This is a genomic window from Nocardia mikamii NBRC 108933 (assembly GCF_001613505.1).
Classification (GTDB): domain Bacteria; phylum Actinomycetota; class Actinomycetes; order Mycobacteriales; family Mycobacteriaceae; genus Nocardia; species Nocardia mikamii.
Genome location: NZ_BDCM01000007.1, coordinates 129,393 through 150,399, shown reverse-complemented (window position 1 = coordinate 150,399; position 21,007 = coordinate 129,393). Strand labels below are relative to the sequence as shown.

The window sequence follows — 21,007 nt, the reverse complement described above, 5'->3', positions numbered from 1 at the left end:
GGAGTGTCTGCTGCCGTTCACGCGAACGATCGCTGACCGTCTGCGGTGCGTTCGGGGCCAGCAATCCGGCCAGCCGGCGCAATGCACCGGCCTCCGCCGCCCGCACGATCTGGGGCGTCACTGTCGAGGCTGCCCAGCCCCGCGCGTTCAGCTCCGCCGCTGCCTCGGTGGGCCCCAGGCCCTGTTGGTAGCGCAACTTCAGGATGCGCCGCTGAATCGGACTCAGGGCGCGGAAGTGCTCATCGAACTGTGATGGGGTGGCGCGGGAGAACGATTCGACGAGAGGGTCCGAGTCGTCGGCATTCTCCAGTTCTCGGTATGCGGAAACCAGTTCGTCGCGCAAAGGAACAATCTCCGCTGCCCGGTCCGCCGATGCCGACCCGGGCTGTGTCCCGTCACTGCCGTCGCGCATTTCCGATTCGTACTGTGCGGCGGCGCGTACCAGATCCTCCGGCATCGGATAGTCGAGCCAGCGTGCGGCGATGAGGATGATTCGCTGGTCGGCGGTGATATCGGTGGCCGGTCGGCGCAGGACCACACTGACCTTCGTCTGCGACGTTCCCGCGACCTTCGCGACATCTTTCTGGGCCGCTCGTCCGGTGAATCCGGCTGCCCGCAGGTCGCGGTATCGGGCTGCGGCAGCGGCCAATTCCGGATTCGCGAGTTCGCCGGTGAGGGAATCGCCGACGCGAGCGTTGGCGAAGTAGTGCGTGAGCGCATCGACGAGGGCGGCGGCATGCGCCGAGTTCGACACGTCGGCCAACCGTCGCAACTCACGCAGGGGATCGTCGGCATCAGGCGTGGCGAGCGGTGCCGACGGGTCGGAGCCGAACATCCGGTCCAGCCGCCGGGCCAGCGCGTCGCTCGTTGTGACGAACGCCCGCCGAAGGTGGTCGAGCTGATCCTGCTGGTCCGCCGGTAGGTCATCGGTGCTCGCGGATTTCCTGGTCATCGCCTCGATGCGGCGGTGCAGGTCGAGCGACTCCGCGATCCAGGCGATCAGCTCCGAGGTGTTCACTGCCACCAGAACGTCGTCGGGGGCCTCGGCGATGCGCTGCCGGATGGCGTCCACGGCGGAGCGAACCGCTCCCATGACCACGACAGGCACCGGCGCCGAAAGCAATTCGGCCAGAACCTGCCGGGCGGCCGGCCCGACCGCGCCGTCGGCGGCGGGGCGGGCTCCCACGGGCTCGTCGGGGTGTGCCTCGGGATTCTGCGGGCGGGCCGGCTGCGGATCGTTCCGATCGATCGGTGCCGGAGCTTCCTCGGCCGAAGCAGTCTCGGTGTGAGAAAGTTCGGCCGCGGTGGTGTCGAGGGGGCGGTAGGCGGGGTTGGCTCGGCCGATGGTCTCCAGATGCGACACGGTTCGGTCGAGAATCCGGCGGGTGGGAGTGTTGTCCGCGAGCTCGTCGGCCAGCGTCACGGCCGACGCCGGGTCTTCGATGAGCGTGCGCCGCAGCCGATGTAGCGGCGCCAGGACGGCTTTGATCTCCGTGTCCGCAGTGAACCGGTTGAGTAGTGCTACACCTGCGTCGAATGCGGCCGAGAGGTGTGCGCGTGCGGTCGCGGATTGGCCGAGCGAGAGCTCGTAGGCGGCGACCGTGATCAAGGTGCGCAGGTAATCGGCCCCGGCCGCGGCGAACTCGTCGAGCGGATCCGCCAAACCTGCCCGGTTGAACTCCCGCTCGAGACCGGGCAGCAATCGAAGCGCATCGGTGATTCGGCCGGGATTGACGATGTAGACCGCATCGTCGTCGGCGGACTTTCGTGCCCGGGCCGGTGTTTCCGCCGGTAGGCGATCGAGCGCGCCGAGAGTCATCGCCACCGCCTCGGCGTCGCTGCGGGCACCGAGTCCGAGCAGAATTTGCCGCACGGTGACGTTGACGGTTGTTCGAGTAACGCCGAGCAGTCCTGCAATTTCCTGGCGCGACTTACGGCTCGCGACAAGCCGGAGTATCTGCGTCTGTCGTTGGGTCAGCACCGTGGTGATATCGGAGACCGCATTGGGATGCGGGGCCATCTCGCCGTTGCGTATGGCCTCGGCCAGCGCATGGATCGCTTCGTGACGAGGCCCACCCTGGGCGCGGGTGTACGCGCCGTACATGTCGATCTCGTCCGCGCCGACGTCGTCGACCTCTGTCCGGGGCTCGGCCGGGAGTTCGGCCTGTACACCAGCGGCCGCGGCGATCGCAGATCCCAGGTGGCGGGCAGCGGACCACAGCGCCTGCGGCTGGGTGGCAAGGGGATTGACAGGCGCCCGCCCGACGCCGCGGCGGGCAGGGTTGAAGGCGGCGATCAGGCGCTCGCGGCGATGAGGCGGCAGCGCGTCGAGCGCCCGGCGTACCTCGGACAACCGCGCGTGGTTCCACGCCTGCACCATCGGATCCGATTCCGTCAGATGCGCGCCGTTGACGAGCAGTTCGCGGATTCGCCACCACATGTCGGCGAATCCGCGTTGCTGCGACAGAACGTTGTGGGCGACGAGCTCCACCCACTCGGCCAGGCTCCGGTCTCCGATCTGGGCGATTCGCGCGACCGCGGCATCGCAGATCTCGTCGAGCACACCGGGGACCGCCTGCAGTCCGAAATGCGTGGATAGTGCGCGTAATTCGGTATCCAACTCCGCGCGGACGAGTGCGACCGCTCGATCGCGCGCCCCCTCATCGATATGCGCCCTGATCCGTTCGAGGAGCTGTCCCGAATCGGAACTCGCTGTACCGCTGCGTGATTCGGCGAGTCGCGCCCAGGGGGTGGCGGGCGGGGTCGAGTCGGGGCGCTGCTTCGGGGTGGCCCCTATAGCCGTGTCATCGCCGTCCTCGCCGAAGCCGGCGGCAGCGGGGTCGGTCCCGGGGCGGGAGGTGCCGCCGCGGCGCCACGGTGTGTCGGGTGCCCGTTCGGTGCCCGAATTCTGTTGCGGGGCACGTGGTCGACTCGGACGCCCTGGACGCGAGCCGATGGGCCCCTCGGCTACCAGTGCGTGCGCCCACGCCGCCACGATCGGAACATCTCCCGGCAGCGGCGTCAGCGCTCCGGCCGCGACATCGGCCGACGGCAGACCATGAAACCGGGCGTACTGCCGTGCGGCGATCCGGTCGGCGACAATGCCCGTGACGGCAGCGGCGAGGGTCCGGCCGGCGCGCGCATCGATCTCGTCGACGGCCTCGGCGAGATGATCGGCCACCATCGCGAGGAACCGATCGCGCAGTGGGCCGGTCGCGGGCAGCTCCAAGTGCAGCACCCGCGTCTCGTCCCCGTGTACGGCCAGCACCGTCAGATAGGTGCGCAACGCGGTCTCCAGCCGCGGTCGCAGCTCACCGGCGACCGGGTCGGGCAACGCCGCTCGAAGGGAGGTCCGCAGGCGCTCGATCGCCGCAGCGCATGCCGCTTCGAAGCCGGACTCCTTGTCGGAGAACAACTCCTGGTAGGTCTCGGCGGACACACCGGCACGCTGCCGGACGATGTCCAGCGACAACTTGGCGTAACCGTCACGGGCGGCGGCGGCGAGCAACTCGGTCAGAATTCGTTCGCGCTCATCCGGTTTCGCCTGCTCGGTCGAGCCGTCGTCCGGCGCCGGCGAATGCGGTCGCGCGACGGCGACGGGCTTCACCTCCGGTGACGTGGTACCGATGCGGAGGAGGTCGGCGAGATCCTGTCGCAGCCGCGGTACCGCGGCCATGTCTCCGGTCGCGGCCCAGTTCGCCAGTAAGCCATGGACCGCGGCCCCCAGAGCGCGCAGTCCCTCGACGGACATGGCCGGCTCGTCGAGCGCCTCCGCCAGGGTGGCGGCAATCGATTTCGTGGCGGTCATCGCGCGGGCAGCGCGCTGAACCAGATCGAGGCCGGATCTCTCTACCAGTACGACTCGTGCGGTGACCGGTCGAGCGGCCAGGGCACTCGCATAGGTGTGGACCACGGTCGCCGTGCGGGCGGTACGGTCGGCTCCCCGGGCGGTGGTACTCACTTCGTCGATGATCAGTTGCCGCAGATCGTCCAGCGCCGCCTTGTGCGCTGCGGCGAAGGCGTCGTAGGTGCGCGGGAAGCTTTCGTCGAACTCCTCCGGAGTGACTTCCGCACGCCGGCAGATTTCGTCGATCGTCGTTGCGGCGAATCCCTGTTCGGCCACCGTCGCCACCGTCGCACCCAGGATGCGGGCCAGCGAATCGTCCTGCTGCGCCGGTTTTGTCCAAGGCGCGAACATCCACTCGTCGGGATCCGTCGCGGCGAGCCGGATCGACAGTGGCTCCCAGGACGGCGCGAATTCGATGCCCTTGCGACCGATGATCGCACTGCGCACGGCGGGATCGGTTTCCATCGCGTCCGCCACGGCGAGTATCCGCAGGTAGTCTTCTTCCTCCCCACGAGCCACGACTCGCCCGTGCGCCAACGACACGCGCGTCCGCGACGGCCGGGTCTCGGGACGAGCGTGCGGTTCGGTATTCACCGTGGCATGCACGAGCATCCTGGCGCTGTTCTCACGTGTCAGGGGCCTCATGAGCTCCTGCAATCGACGCGCCGCCGCCCATGCGCCGGGCATATCGTCGATGACGACCTGCAGCTTGGCCACCCAGTCGTCGATCGGCACCGGCGCACCCTGGTCCTGCTTCACCAGGTTGAATCGTTCCGCCGCGGCGCGGTGACCGGCAAGTGCGGCGAGGTATCTACCCGCCCCGCTCGTCGACGGCACGACGACCGGCACGCCCTGTTCGGTCGCCTCGGTAGCGACGCTGCCGAAACCCTCTGCCCGCGAGGGCATCACGACCACGGTAGCCGCGCGAATGTCCGCCCGGATCTCAGCAGGATCCCTGGTGTGCGGCAGCACCTCGACCACATCGGGGTCACCGACGATCTGCGTCAATTCGGTGTGGGCCGCCCTGAGGTCGTTCTCGAAACCCCGGACCACCAACCGGACATCATGGCCGTGCGCGCGCAGCCGCGACACCACCTCGGCGATCTCCGCGCCACCTTTCAACGCGTCGTCCACACGGCCGAAGAGCAGAACCCGTACCGGACTGCCGGGCGCGGGCTGCGGCGGCTGTTCGGCCATGTCCAGGACCGGCTGCAGTTCGTGCACCGAACCGTGGCCCGCCAAGGCGGCCTGCAACAGTGCGTCCGTCGCCAATGCCGGGCCCAAGCCCGTCACCAGATGCGCCCGCCGCGAAAGATAGATGCCCGCCGCGACGCTGCCGCGACCCTGCGCAGGATCGCTCGTGAGGCTCTCCCACAGCATCGGAATCAGATGATGGACAGCGACGATTTTCGCTGCGGGATAAGCCTCCTCGGCCTTCACCGCGGCCCGGAGGCCGCCGGCTTCGACGTGCACGATCACCATATCGACCGAGTCGGGCAAACTTCTCACGTGCTCGGGGTGCAGATCCCGCATCCACTCCTCGCGGAGGTAGACCCGCACACCCGGAACCCGGAACTCGGAATCGACCTGTCCCGGTAGGACAGTCACTTCGTGCCCGGCCGCTACCAGGCCCTCGCAGAGCGCCAGGTTCAACGTGCCCATACCCGTCCGGCCCCGCCCCCACAGAGCGCAGCACACCAGAATTCGCTGTCTGGTGAGGTCGAGCCGGGCCCGATGCCAGACCTGCCCCTCCGGCAGGGGCTCGGCCGTGTCGAGATCGATACGGCCGTCCACATCGGACAGTCCGCGACGCAACTCCTCGACGGCCAGCCCGGGATCGGAATCGGTGGGATCGCTTCGGGTGTAATCCAGTTGGGCGACCAAGCGGTGTCGGCCATCGGGGTCCTGGGACGACGTGACAACGAATGCGGCATCGTCCCCGGCAGCGGTCCGGGCGAGTTCGGCCAGGCGTGCCGCCGCGGCGAGGATGTCCCGGTGCGTCGGCTTCGAGTCCTCGTCGGGTAGTCGGGACGCGACCGCGGCGGCCAGGGCGCCCGGATTCGATACGTCAGCGCCCGATACGACCAGTTGCCAGCGGAAACCGTCGTACTCCTCGCGCATCTCGGCCGCGTGCAACCGAGCATCGTCGTGAGCCTCGGCCGACCCATACGACGGATCGGACTCCAATCGGTCGGCGAGTTCCCGCGCCTTCGCGGCGTGGTCGCGACGCATGTCCCGGTTGTCCGTCAGCCACCCGTCCGGTGCCCGCGGCCCGGTGGCGGGATGTGCGAAGGCGGCACGGTCGCGCAGGTGATCGATGAGAGCCCGGCGATCGGAGTTTCGGCTGTCCGCGGCGGGCAGCGCGGATCGGACCCATCCGAGAACCGCCTCGGGTTCCGACAGCGATCGCAGAGCACCGTCCGGCGATCCGGGCTCCTCCGCCGGTCTGCTGCCGATGCGGTCGCCGTGCTGGGACGGCATCTGCTGGTCGGCGCTACCGGCCGGCCCGACAAGGTATGCCGCTCGGCTGACGTCGTAGCCGTTGAAAGTCGTGTCGGCCATCTCCACTTGGACCGGAGTCAGCTTCACGCGTATTTCGTCCAGATACCGGAACAGGGCGGGGCGATTGGTCGCGGCTGCGCCGCTGCGGCCGTCGATGACGATGGCGAGGTGACGTCCGCGAGCTGCCGCAATGCCTTGTGCCCAGTCGATGAATTTTCGATAGAAATCATCGACCGACACGTGATTGATATAGGTCTCCAAAGGGTTGAGACCGCGAATGAGGAGCAGCGGCACACCGGATGTGCTGGTGGTTTCGATGAGCAGACCGGCTCCCTCCAGCCTGGCACGGCCCGGCTCGTCGGGATTACGGACGATGACAGCTGCCGTCATATTCGGCATCGCTTCGGCGACCGAGGGGTATTTCCCTGCCCAGCAGGCGCTGGCGATATGTCCGGACAGTTCGAGCAACGGACCTCGTGTCGGAATGAACCGCAGCGGAGTCGTCTCGCTCGCGACACCGACGCCCTGAGCGCGCGATATCGCCTCCTCCAGTGCTATAGCGCTGGTCATCCGACGGAACGCGCGTGCTGCCTTCCTGCTCGAGAAATACTGGGAGAACACCTCGTGATTCGTAATGTGATCCACAAATTCCCGGACCAGAACGATATCATCGAGAGTCGGCTCTCCCGCGCCGATGTCCCGCAGTCGATCGATCCATTCCGGATACTGTTGCATCGCCCAAGCGAAACAAATCGTTCGCAAGTGGTCATGCAATTCACCGACTCCGGCCAGGAGCTGGAAATTGTTCTCGAAGTCCCCGAGTGAACGCAACGCCGGAAAAGGGTTGGCGCTGCCGGGCTCCGATGCGACGAGCTTTCGCAGCTGCTCGGTGAGAGTTTTTATCTTCTGACGCGCCACGTCGTTCATGACGAGACCGTTGGCAAGCCTGCCCGAGGCAAGTGACCGCTCCAATGCCGAGATGTGTTCGGCAATGCCATGCCCGAGCTCACCGAGCAGATGGGTGATCGGACGCCGGGTGCTCGTCATCGCCGAATGCGCTTCGCGTAGATTCGCCGCCAGCCGCGCAAAACGTGTCAGCAGATCCTCGGTCCACTGCGGCGCGGTTCCGGTCCGCAGTTTGGCGACGTTCACTACCTCGCTCGGCTTATACGCCGCGGGCATCTCCGCGATACGCCCCGCCGTCTGTGCCTGGTCGAAATACTCGAGCAACGTCCGCAAAGACACGATATCGCCGCGATGCCACTCGGATGTCGTGAAATTGGTAAGCGCCATGAGCACACCGGCGAGAAGCTCCGACGACTGCACTTTCGCCAGCGTCTCGTGGGAGAGATGCGCCCCCTGCACCTCGGTCACGAAGGCCCGGACGACAGCCTTCAACTCCGGCAGCACTGCCGCGCCGGTGCCCTGCAAGTCGAGTACTGCTCGCTCTCCATCGGACCCGTTATCGGCCATGATGGCTCGCACCGATCGGGCGAGTTCGACTGGCACTACATCGACCAACTCCATGGCCGCGCGAATCGTCGGCGGCCGGTGCCTCGGTGACAGGGCAGCTGCCAGAGTGAAATATCGGGAAAAAGCGAGACCCTCCGCGCGGTCGATGTAGAGGTCCTCGACCGCGCGCAGCTGCTGCTCGGTGAATGTTACTTCACCGAGCATTTCCTTCGAAAATTCCGCGATCCGGCCCGAACGCAGATAGTCGTTCGCAATGCTGTGCCGGATTGCGCTCGAAGAATGGTCGTCGAGGGCGACCAGATAACTCCAGGTTCGATAATCGGCAGCCATCGCCGCGCTGCGGGGATCAATTGTTTTCGTCGGTTCGGATTCCGCACTCTTCATCGCATATCGGCGGATCGTGCTCAGCAAGTTCTGATCCAGAACCCCCGCCGGTATTTCGGCGATGCGACGCAACTCCCGGCCGAGCCTGTCGAGATCGTCCAGCTGCGGGCGTCCGAAACTGCCGCGGGTGACGGGGGCGAAATCCGGATTATTCGCGTCGACACGCCGCAGAGCGGCACGGATCTCGGGCTTCGCCAAAAACTCCACTCTGGCACCGATTCCGGCGATACTCCAACCGGGAGTGTGCACGAAATCGGACACGGTCTCGTAGCCTATCGGCGTGGAAAGCGCGTCCAGGATGTCCGGATGGGTGGCGAGGGTAATGCATACCTGCTGTTTGTGCGGGCTGTCGAGGAGTTCGGTATCGCCGGTCGCCGCGGACGCGTCGGCCATCCTGATCGCCTCGACCCACTCGACGAGTTGATCGAAGAACTCGACGATATCGTCGTGCTCGGTCACCGGCCGTGCGGTCACCATGCGGGCCAGGCGTTCGATGTCGTTCGCGCCCAACGACAGCCGGGAGGCGGATCGCGCAATACGGTCGGCCGCATCGGTCGGTGGCGGCACCTCCTCGTATACGTGATGCGCGGCCGGGAAGGTATCCACGAACCACGAGTGCAGCCGATCTTCGGTTTCTTCGAACTTCAGTTCACCGGCCGTGAGCCACCGTGCGTCGGTGATCCGGCCCTCGCCGATCCCCGCGGCGAAACGCACGGCGGCTTCGATCACCGCGACGCCGGCATCGGTGAATTCGGCAGTCCCCGTGGCCCGCACATTCAAGGCCACCGCCTCCGCTACGGTCGGCGACCGCCAGTCGCCCGGCATACCACTGGGACGGGGAGATTCCCGCACCATCAGAAACCGTTCGACACCGGTCGCATCGACATGCCTGACCAGCGCGCCCGCGTCGGGCGGCAGGACGGCGGACACACTGCGAATATCGATTCCCGCGATATCCCGGACGGTGGCGTCGCGCGGAAAGTCCGTCGCCAGTGAGCCGGGCGGCGTACCGAAGAGCTGTGCCAGCTCATCGTCCAGTTGTGCGGTGAGCCCGGAGGATTCGTTGTCGAACGCGGCCGATGCGTCGTCGTGGGCGATCAGCGCCGCGGTCAGCGATTCCACGCGGTGCACCGGTATTCGTCGGCTCTCGGCGCCCGCAATGTCGGCGCCGGACCGGCCCCGCGTCTCGGCCCACACGCGACCCGCCAGCTCGTCGAGGCATTGCAGACGCCAGGCAAGCCGGACGAGCCGGTCGGCGTCGGCCAGCACACTCGGGTCCCCGTTCACATCGACGGCGCGGTCGAGCACCGGCCGCAACTCCGGCCGCAAGGCCGTCCACAGCCGTCCGCCCGCCACCGCACCGAATTGTCCGGCCAGGTCCCGGTACTGCTCACCGAGCCGATGCCGATAACGCTCGTATGCCGCCCCCGCTTCGGCCGGTCTCGCGCCGATCGGGTCGAATCGCGAATTTGCCTCGTTCTCCGAGGGCCTGCTGCCGATGACGTCGTCGGGTCCGAATCCCGGCTGATCCGCTGTGGTGGCGGTTCCCGATTTCGCTTCGCCGGGAGGAAGATTCACGACCAGGTCCGGTGAGATCTCCGGTAGGCGCACGGTGGTGACATAGTGATGGATCACCCATTCCGGACTGCCGACGTCGGGGCCGTCGATCTCCACAGCGGCGAACCCCACCGCGACCGCCTCCGCCGGCCTGAGCGTGGTTTTCGTTTCGTCGGTGAAGGCCGCCTCCGGAAGGCGCTGTAGCCATTCTTCGTACGATTCGGCGATCAGGCCGGTGATTCGCAGCGCCCTCCATGCGCGCCGCAGCACGGCCTCGATTTCCTGGCTGAACCGGTTGCCCGCGGCGTGGTCGATCGCGTGCCCGAACTCATGGATGACATCGTCGTGGTAGGACCGTCCGCTGGCCGGGTGAAACCCGGTCGAGCGGTCGTACAGATCGTCCTCGAGTGCCTGAGTTCGGTCGGCCACCCGGGACAGGTTCAGCGTCATCCACTTGCTCCGGGTGCCCCGTTTGAGGGTCGCGGCGTTGACCCCGGGATCCGCCAGGAAATCGATGCGCAGTTCACGGATATTGCTCATGTGCGCAACCAGATCCGGGGCGTGCCGGTATCGGGTGAGCAGGTCGTCCAGTGTCTCGAGAATTTCCCGCACCGCGTCGACGGGGACGCGGGGATGGTCGAATCCGGCGATGACGAAGTACGGATGGTTGAGGTTGAACTCCTCGACCAACCGGGCTTTGGCCTGCGCGTCAGCGCTCAAGCCGCCGATGTGCGCGGTTTCTTCCGGCGTGTGCACCGCGTACCGTTCGGCTCGGCCGAGCTCAGTCATCACCCGCGAGTGCGTGTCGAGCAACATGGCTTCCTGCTCACTCGAGAAGTCCCGCAGCCGGTCTTCGAGGTAGGACACCTGTTCCCGCATCTCTGTGATGTCGGCGCGGGGGAAGCCGTGGCCCTGCCACACCGGGCGACCATCGACATACCGAACGAACTTGGTGGCGAACGGGCTCGGCACGGCCTGCTCGGAGTCGAGTGCGGTCCGCCCGCCTGTCACTTCGCCGTCCGGGCCGATATTCCAGTGCTGTGTGCTGCGCCGAGTCCCGGTTACCGCATCCAGCAGGCCGAGCAGCTCCCCGGAAGCCGAATCCAGATAGCTGCGATCGACCGGACCGAACGCCGCGAATCCTTCGCTCGCCGGATCGTCGCCGACCAATCCCAAATCGTATGCACGTGACATCCTCTGCGGCAGAACGGTATTCGCCGCGCCCCCGGGCACGATTTCCCGGTACAGCACCTGGGGGTCGTCGGTCGCGGGGTGGGTGGCGGTGACCGGCGCGCCCATCGCAGCGCCGATCTGCGATGTCAGCCATTGTTTCGCGGCATCGCCGGCGTTGTCGTAGACCTCCCGGTCGCTCCGGTAGCCGTTACCGAACGTGACCCGCTCGACGCTGACCCCTTGCGCTTTCGTCAGCGCTTCCCGGCGGACCACACCGGCGTTCAGACCCGCGGTGAGAAGCGCCGGAAACCTGGTTGCGGGCGGGCTGTGGGGCGCGCTCCCGATTCGGCCGTCCGGGCCGCCGGAAGGTGGGTCTGGCGAATCGTCGCCGAGGTCGGGGAACAGTGTGCTCAGACGGTCCAAGTCATCGTCGCCGGCTCGACCGTCTTCACCGCCGGGTCGCTCACCGCGGATCTCGAACCACACGGTCTTCCCGTCGACATGCTCGACGACACCGTATTCGGTCGCGAGCATCGTCAACAACGGGCCACCCCGGCCCGACTCGGCATTACCGTCCGGGTTGCGCCACCCCGGGAGCGTGCGGTTGTAGTCGCGAACTCCCACCCGGATGACCGGGCCGCCAGGGTCTTCGGTCACCGTCGCGATGACGAACCCGTGAGTTCCGGCGTGACGCGGGATGTTGCCCGCCAACTCCGACACCAGCAACTCGGCCGAGTCGACCTGACGGGAGTCCGGCCAGCCCACCTCGCCGGCGTGTGACCAGTTCTCCATGATCCGGCGCACCAGCCGGCGGGTTCGCCAGCTGTCCGAACCGTCCGGGGCGCTGACCCGCACCAGATAGTCGTCGACGTCGGGCACTGTGGACGGTGCCGCGCCCGGGATCGCTCCCTGGATCTGGATCCGAATAAACCGCGCCACAACGCCTTCGACGTCGGAGCGCGCCGCACCGAGATCGACAAGCACGGCTTCGAGGTCCGCCGGGTCCAGCCCTCGAATCGCCTCGAGCGCCGACGCTTCCAGACCCTCGCTCACTGCGGAGGCGACGAAGCCGGACGCTGCCCCGGCAACGTAGTCGAGGACCGCCAGCATGCTGCGCTCTCGCGGAGAATGGTTGCCCGGTTCCGAATCGGACGTCACCGCGTCGGCGGACGAGATGGACGAGCCCGGCCCCCACAGCTTCGTTATCAGCGCAGTACGGAAACCGTCGGGTGCTGTTGTCGCGGAACGGGAAATGTCCGGTCCGGCCGCGTTCGCCCCTTCCGAGTCGTGTGGTCTACTGCCGATCGGATCAACCGGATCGTCCCCGGTCGCCTCGGTGGGCCGGGCGAAGACAGTGCGGAGTACCTCACTCACTTCGAGCGTCAGCTGCTGGAAAGCTTCGGGCGAGATGTTCAGTCGTGCTTGCGCCTCGTCGGGCGAAAGCCCTTGCATGAGAGCGCCCACCACGAGTTCGGCGGTTGCCGGGTCCGGCAAGCCTTGCAGCGCCGCGCGTACGGTGGTCGCGAACTCGACGTCGGCTGTGGCAAGGGTCGGGTCGGCAACCTGCCGCGGCCGATCCAGCCCAGGCGCGTTGGCATCGAGCGATGACGTCTTTCCCGCGATGAGCTGCTGTGCACTTCTGACCTCAGCGGGTGCGAGATCCAGCGCCGCCGCGATCTGGTCGACTTCTAAACGGCCACTGGTCTTTTCGTCATGGCGATTGACGAACGTGTAGACCCGGACCACCAATAGTCGTGTCGGTCTGTCGAGGTTGGGGAATCTGGATTCGAAGTATGAAGTAAGCATCGCGCCGCGGACACTGCCCCAGGCGTGGGCGGCGAACGGCGGTCCACCGGGCACATGATTGCGGATCGCACCGAGTATCGCCTCTCGGAACCGCTGTGTGAGATCCTCCGCAGATTCCGGCAGGGAACTCCAGCGTCGAGCGGCTGCGATGGCGATCCAGTCGAACTGCTCGAAGATCGCGTTTCGGATCCGCATCTCATCCGAGGACCCGACCGGCGCGTCTATCAGCTGCCAGAAGAGCGTGTCTTCCGCTTTTTCCTCCGGGGCGCCACGAACCAAGAACTGCTCGACCGCCTCGCGAAGTATTTCCCGTGGCATGCCGACCGAATCGCGCAGTCTTCGAAGGAAATCGAGCGTTGCCCGACCACCGTTTTCCACGTCGGCAACCGTCCGCTGATGACGTTCCATCCGGGTGGCAAGGTCCTTCTTGGTCAGCCCGTGATATTGCCGGACCGCCGTGACCCATTCTCCGATCGATGCACGGTCGCGCGTGCGAGGTATCGATGTGCCGAAATAGTCTTGCAGTTCGGGAGCAAAGCGGCGGAGGGCAGCTTGCATCGTCTCGATCGGAATCCCCAGCGCTACCCGCAGATCGCGCAGGAGCCGAGGACCGATGGGGCGATTGGTATCCTCCGCGTCCCAAATTGCGACGCGATGGTCATTTGTTCGGTTCGCCAGTTCCTGCCGGTTCCAGCCGAGCCGCTCGCGGTTGGCGCAGAGCCAGTCGCCCAAGGTATCGAATGCGGGATCGTTCGGATCAGGCACCGCGAACCGCCGCTGTGCGATCGCGATCATCTGCGCGGGAATGCCGAGTGCGCCGGCGATCTGCCGCAACAACTCCTCGGGCAGGCTTTCACTGTGCTCTGCGCGCCACACACGCGTTTTGTGAACGCCGGCGCGGTCGGCTACTTCTTGTTGTGTCCAGATTCGACGCTGGCGGTTGGCTGTCAGCCAATCTCCGATCGTCTCGAACCGCTGGTCTCTCGGGTCAGGGGCGGCGGCGCTGACTGCGTCGGCTAGGTGCGGCGCGAATCGAAGTGCCGCTGCGTGAAGTGTGACGCGAGGAATTCCTAGCGCCCGGCCGAAGTCCTGCAGATACTTCGGCCCGACCGTACGGTGGTTCTCTGCTTTCAAAACTGTTATACGGCTCCAGCCCATTCGGGCGCCTAGCTTCTTCTGGGTCCACTCGTGGTGTTCTCGCACCGCGCGCAGCCAGTCACCCAGTGTCCGGTACTCCGGCTCGGCAGGATCTGGAACAGGTTCCCGGAAATGATCTGCCAGCGGGAGTTCGAAACGGAGGAGAGCGGATAACAGTTCGGCGTCCGATATGCCGAGCACATCGATTACGTCACGTAGATAACCGAGACCGGGGCGGCGATTTCCGGTTTCCACCATCGATACCACTGTTCGATGGCGACCCATACGAGCGCCGAGCTGTGGCTGATCCAGATCGTGGCGTTCCCGAACAGCTCTGAGCCAGTGGCCGATCGACTCGAACTCCGCCGGGTCGGGGGTCGTGAAGCGCCGCTCGGCGACCAGGACCGTCTCATCGGGCAGGGAAAGAGCAGTCGCGAACGTACGCAGATAGTCCCGAGTTACCGTCTCGCCGCCCTCAACCTTTCGTACGGTGTCGCTGGACCGACTCATACGTTCGGCGAGTTGTCCTTTCGTGTAGCCCCGTTGCTTCCGGGCCGCCGTCATCCACGCGTTCAACGTGCGGTATCGGGGATCGTTCGGTTCTGGAACCGAATCGGCCAGATGGTCCGCCAAGTCGGGCGCAAAGCGAAGAGCAGCCGTGCGCAGTGCGTCGTTCGACAATCCGTATGCAGTGCCCACCGCAAGCAGATAATTGAGAGTTACCGGGTAGCGCCCGTTCTCCGTCCTGCGAACGGTTTCGACCTCGAAGCCGATACGCTGCGCAACCGTCTGCGGTGTCCACCCGCGGTGGTTGCGCAGTGCGACGAGCCACTCGCCGACGGTCCGAAATCGGTCGTCGGTCGGTGGCGGGATCGACTCACCGAAATGGTCTGCGAATCTGGGCTCGAAGCGTGCAACCGCGGAACGCAAAACCTCTTCCGGGACTTCAACAGCCGCAGCATATTCCCGCAGGTAGGCAACTGTCACAGGGCGTCGCCCGAGTTCGATGCTCTGCACGCTGTACTTGCTACGACCCATGCGAGCCGCGAGATCCGGTCGGCTGATACCACGAAGTTCGCGGTCGGCGCTGAGCCAGTCGGCCATCGACTCGATACGGTCGTCGGTCGGATCCGCCCCTGTCCGGCTCGTGTCGGTGCCGGCGGCCGGCGCGGCCTGATCACTCGCCGGTAGCGGCCGGTGTAGTTCGAACCAGGACGATTTGCCTGAGCCGTCGTCGAACACGGTGATGCCGGACTCGTCGGCGGCGGCCGCCATGATCGGCAGGCCGCGGCCGCGTTCGGCGAATTCATCCGGCATATCGCCGATTTGAGGGGCGAAGGTGCTCTCGTCGAGAACTTCGAAACGCAGTTTCCGCGCGGCCTCGGTGTCGGTCTGGGTGATGACGACCTCGACCTTGCCGTCGGTATCGGCGAGGGAGTTCGCCATCAGTTCCGACATCAGAATAACCGCGATGTCGACGCCGTCGGAGTCCAGCCAGCCGAACGATTGATTCAGCAGTTCCTCGAGGCGGTGACGTTCCGCTGCGACTTCGTTGGTGCGGGATCGCTCGCCTTCTCGGCCGGACGGGCCCACTGCCGTGCCGGTCTCCCGCACGATGTACTGCTTGCGGGTGCTCGGTGCCGGCTGATTTGCCGCGCTGTCCGACGGCCTGCTGCCGATGCTCCCCAGTGCGGCACCGGTCTGGTCTTCGGCAGCTATGGGGTCCGGACCCTCATAGGGTCGACGACCGACCTCTACGCGTTCGTCGCGGCGCGGATCGTTCGATACGGTCTCTGCGGCATCCAGTCGGATCGGCATCGCCGCGCCCGGGTCCGATAACCCTGCGACTATCGCATCGAATTCGTCCATCGTTGTGTCGGGAACGACGACTTGCCGGGATGGCTGTCGGGCCTCGGCGGCCGGGGCGCCCATGCGCGAACCGGCGACGAGGTTGCCGTCGTGGTCGAACTCAATGCTTTCGAACAGCCGCTTCTCCATCGGCATCCGATCGATGAACTTCTTCTGCTCGCGGCGCCATTCATCGAATCCGACGGCTTTGTTCAGCAACGCACGGCGGTTTCGCAGGTCGCTGGGACCGTAGTCGTTTGCGGTGTCACCGTCCCGTGAGACCGCCAGGTCGACGACGACCAGGTTCGGTTCGTCGACCGAGTCGCTGTCGTTGACCAGCAAGACCATATGGTCGTCGGCGTCGGCGCTGCCGGTCGCCCGGGTGTCCTTCCATTTGTAGACCAGGACACTGATCCCACCCGGCCGGGACTTCAACGATTCGGCGACCTGCTCCAGCGATTCGGCCTTCTCGAGGCCGGCGCCGAACACTTTTCGCACCACATCGCGTCCGTGGCCCCCCAGCCTGGTGGCGGGCATTTCGAAACGGCGGGCGTTGTCGGGACACAACACTCGCATGCCGGTCACCGCATTGTTGACGCAGCTGTTAGGGCTGCGGCGGTGGATCTGCACCACCAGATCGAGCAGGGCCGCGGTGGCCAGATACTGTGACGCGGCGGCGATGATGTCGGCGTCCGTCCCTGCGGCGACGTCCCTGGTATCCGCGTTCGCGGCGTCTGCATTCCGGACGGCTGTCGCTTGGATGTCCGGATTCTGGGAGTCCGCGCTTTGGGTGTCGGTATTCTCGGCGTCCCGGCTCACGGGTCCGGAAACTGCCGCAGCGGAATCGATATCGTTTCCGGCGGCGAATCGCCCGGCGTTCGTGGCAGTCAAGTGATCGGCGACCGCTTCGCCCAGGATGTCGCGGGCGATGACGGGGGTGATCCCGGCGGCCGGATAACCCACTGCTGCCGCGAGGGTGTCCCTCGCCTCGGTCAGCAGCGGATCGAGCACGCGCATGCCCTCGGCCCCGCTGATATCCGCGATCGGCACACGGAGTTCGTCGGCGAGCCGGTTTCGCAACGGCATCGTCTCGATCAGCGCGTCCACATCGCTGAGGCCCGCACGATCGCGCGCCTTCGCAGGGGCGGTGGCCTCGACTTGTTGCTGCAGCGCCTCCGCCGTGGCGGGCGCGATACCGGCCCGATTCAGCAGTTCGCGCACCGGATCGGTGACACCGTTGCGTTCGAGTTCGGCAATCTGGTTCGTGACGGCAGGAGCCGGGATTCCCAGCAATCCGGCCAGCCGTGTCGCCTGGTCCGCCAACTCATCCGGGCGGGTGAAGTCGGGTTGGCCGTACGACCCGGTGTCGGCTTCGGCGAGGGTGAGGGTGACGTTGCCGGTCGAGAAGGCGTGATGCCGGATGAACTCCGCGGTGGAGTGCCGCAGCGCACGCTGCTGCAGTTCCGGCGCCATCTCACGGACGGCATGGCTCGCCGCGACGACCGCATCGTGGGTCTGGGGCGTCGGATCGGCCTGATGGGCGGCCACGGCCTGTTCGTAGACAACAACCGCCTCACGGACCCCGCGCAGGTGCATGGCATTGCGGATCAGGGCGTCCTGCGTCGACATCACCACTTGCGCGCTACCGCGGTCGCCGTTGCGCGCGGTGCGATTCTTGGCCTGTTCGTGGATGTAGGACTGCTCGGGGGCCTCGGTCATCCAGACGTGCATGCCGCCCTTGGCCTTCACCGCCTCCGACACCGAGATGTCGACACCGCGCTGGCCCTGCCGGTTGATCACCAGGATCTTGCCCTGCTCACCGGCCTCGTCGAAAACCTTCTGCAACTGGGCTTCCCAGTCCGCGCCCCAGCCGATGATCCGCTTGGCGTCGACCGCTTCGATCGCCTCTCGGGGCACTCCCGCGCGCACCAGTGCCTCGACCTGCCGGGCAACCAGATCGTTGCGGTGACACAGGATCTCCTGGAACCGGCCCTCGCCTCCGGCCCGCATCTCGTTCGCGTATTCGGCGATCGCGCGCAGTTTGGCATGGGTGCTCTCGACCACATCATGCTGGCCCTCCACCAGCCGATGTGTCTGCGACCGTGCGACCTCGTGGGCCTCCTGCAGACCGTAGATCTTGTTCAGTACGGGGTTCAGGTCGGTGAGCGTGCCGGATGCACCGGTCACTTCATCGAAGAAGGATTCGCCTCCGACACGGTAGATTTCGACCGAATCGATACGTTTGGCGGACTCCGCATCCGCGCGCACCACGATCCGATGCGCCTCGGCCTTCTCTCCTCGGGCCTCGGCCGCCCGGAACTCCTTGGCTTCGATGGCTTGGGCGAGACTCGCCTTGCCCGGCTCCGCGCTCCACCGTGATTCGCTGGAGGTCTTGGGGTTTCGTTGCAGACCGTGTTCGGCTTGGTCGATGATGACGATCTTGCCCGCGTCCATTTCGTAGTGGACGCCTTCACGGACGAGAAATTCGGCGTGGGCCGCGGTCTCCAGCCGGGAGGCGCCCATTCCGTCCAGCCAGTCTTTTCCGCCGGGCAGTGCCTCGACCTTGGCCCGGCCCTCGGGCGTGAGTTCGGGTTGACCGTCGTACCAGTACATGACCTCCGGTGTCCCGTCGGCATGCTGTCCTATCTCCTCCGAGATGCGCCGGAGGCCGAAATCCTCGTGTGACAGAGCCCCTTTCGCCAATGCCTCGGTGAGGAAATCGTGGGCATCGAATACCTGCTTGGCGGTTGCCTCCGGCGCCGCCTGCTCGGCACCTTCCGACCGGAGGAACTGCCGCTCGCCGCGGTCGATGATGCCGTCCATCTCGTCGATCAACACATGCCGTGGTGGCTTGATACCGGCATTGCACAGATGCCCGACCGTCTCGCCGGTCGCGACCACGATCGCCGGCCGGCCCTCCGTGATCGGTCCGAAGCCGTTCTGCTGATCGGCGCGGAACACGTCGATCCCGAAGTCGCCCAACAACTTCTGCACTTCGGCGACGTCTCGATCGTCGGTCAGCAACTTCCGATACGTGTCGACTTCGCGATTGGCCAGCCCATCGGTCGTGGTGACGAGCAGAACCGATTTGTGCTGCACCGCCCGTTGCATTGCGGCGGCCATGAATACCAGCGATTTGCCCTGGCCTGGTTTCATTTCCACCGGACGCGATTTCATCGCGTAGACGGCTTCGGCCTGTTCGACCCGCAGCACCATGCCGCCGGGCACCTTCTCGCTGATCGTGCCGCGCCGGATGATCTCCATCGTCGCCAGCAACGACTGGTGCTCGTCGCCGCTGTGCAGGCCGGCCATCAGCACGTCGTCCGGCAGGTTGGACAGGCGTTGACTCTCCGGAACATGCTCGGCGGAGGCCTGGTGGAAGTCGATCAGCAGATCGACCGCCTTGTCGCGGTCGCTGCGCGGCATACCGGCGGTATCGGAGGGGTTGTCGTGATCGGCGGTCGGAACGCTCTGCTTCTCGTGCACCGACGACGAATGTTCCTCCGCAACTGGCGGTTCGGCACCGTCCGTCTCGGTCCGGCCCGAGTGCTCGGGACTTTCCGCGCCGGACTGCTCGGCGGTCGCATCCCGCTGCGGGGCCGAACGCTCTCCGCCACCCGAGGATTCGTGCTCGTCGCGAGCGCCCGGCGGCGAACCGGCTTCGCCCTCGGCTACCGGATGGGGTCGTGCCGATGTCTCGTTGCCGGCGCCGTCCGCGACCGCGGTGTGTTCTCCGGTCGGGTTCAGCCCGGCTTTCGCGGGTGCACGGTTTTCGGTTGGGGCGGCGGCCCTTTCGTGGACCTCGCCGACCGGGCGTGGCGTGGGGCTTGCCGGGAGCTTGGGCGGCGGCGAGGTTTCGTCCACCGCCTCCACCGATCGGGGCGCGGTCGCCTTCCCGGCGGCGGCCGTTTTCTCGGCGGGTGGCCGCTCGCCCTGAGCGGCGGTCTCGGAATGCGAGCCCGACCGGGCCGCGGCGGCGTCGGAGGATGCGGGACGGACCTGCTGCCCGGACTGGCGGCCACCGGCTCCGTCCGCTGCGGTCGGCGTACCCCGTTCGCTGCGTGAGCGTGGTTCCGCTGCCGGGGTCTCCTCTTTGACCTCGGCGCGAGCCCCGCCGCGCTCACCCGGGGTCTTCGTGGCCTCCGGGGCCGGGCCCCATGCCTTCTGCGCGTCCTCCCACGCCCGTTTCGATTCCGCCGGCACCTCGACCGGCCGTCGAGGCGTCGCGGGGTTCCCGTCGCGGCCTGCCGAGAACGCGTCGGGTGGTGTGAAGGCCCCGCCGCCGTCGACGGTCCTCGCGGGGGCGCCGCCACGGGAATACACGCCCCCGGCGAACGCGCCGTTGAGCAGCGGCGCGAGTACCTGGTCGTAATGCTGCGGCCAACCGGCCACCATCGACGCCGCACCCAGACCCGATATCGCACCGGCGGTACCGTGCACCAGGCCCATGGCCAGGCGACTGCTGCCGATCTTGGGAAATACCATCGGCGCGAACTTTCCGGCGAGCATGCCGCCCGCCGCCCCACCCATTCCCGCCAGGGCCGCGACTTCGATCGACTTCAGGTCGATTCCGGTCGGATTCGAACCGTCCGATCCGATGATGTCGGCGCTGCGATCGCCGGTGGCGACCTGCAGTGCCTGCACCCCCGCGTCCACGCCCACGGGTAGCGCGGCCGCCTTGCCCAGCATGGTGGCGAACTGCAACGGTCCCGCCGCGGCCAGCCGAGTAGCCGCCTTCGCCGCACCGGCCTGGATCGCCCGTTCCAGGCTCGCCCGCATGGCCGTTACTTCGCCGCGCCCCTCGACGAGCATGGCATCCACGGTGGGCGCGGCGGCGGCCGAGCCGGCCGGTCCCGCCGCCGCGGCGCTGCTCACCACACCGAAGATGCGCCACGCCAAGTGGATACCGAACGTGAACATCACGCACAGCCACTTCTCCGCGTCGTTGGCCGCCGCCTGCGCCTGGTCGGCCAGGGTGGCGGCGTCGCTCCCGAGCTGGGCCGCGCCCTTTCCGTACGAATGCAACGCCTCGCGCAGCCGGTCGGCCAGCTCGCCCACCGAATCTTCTTGCGCGAGAACCGCTTTGATTTCCCTGGAATGCGCGTCCAGCTCGTCGCCGCGAGCCCGGAGCTCGGCGGCCATCCGGCGCATCTCGGAGATGTCGGCGCGGGGGAGTTCTCCGCCGAAGACCACCATCTCGATCGGGCGCCGCAGCATGTCGGGCAGACTTTCGAAAGTGTTCCGCAGCTCGACGACGGGGCTGAACAACGAACCGTCCAC

General features: G+C 66.7%; 1 protein-coding gene (running past one end of the window). It reads right to left on the bottom strand.

All coding sequences use genetic code 11. The features are described 5' to 3' along the window. A protein-coding gene (locus NMI01S_RS10045; protein WP_157126117.1) for an MFS transporter crosses the window boundary here: on the bottom strand, positions 1-21,007 show its start. Its footprint begins 26,981 nt before the window's first position; the window shows 21,007 of its 47,988 coding nt (coding positions 1-21,007); its start codon is at positions 21,005-21,007; the stop codon falls past the left edge of the window.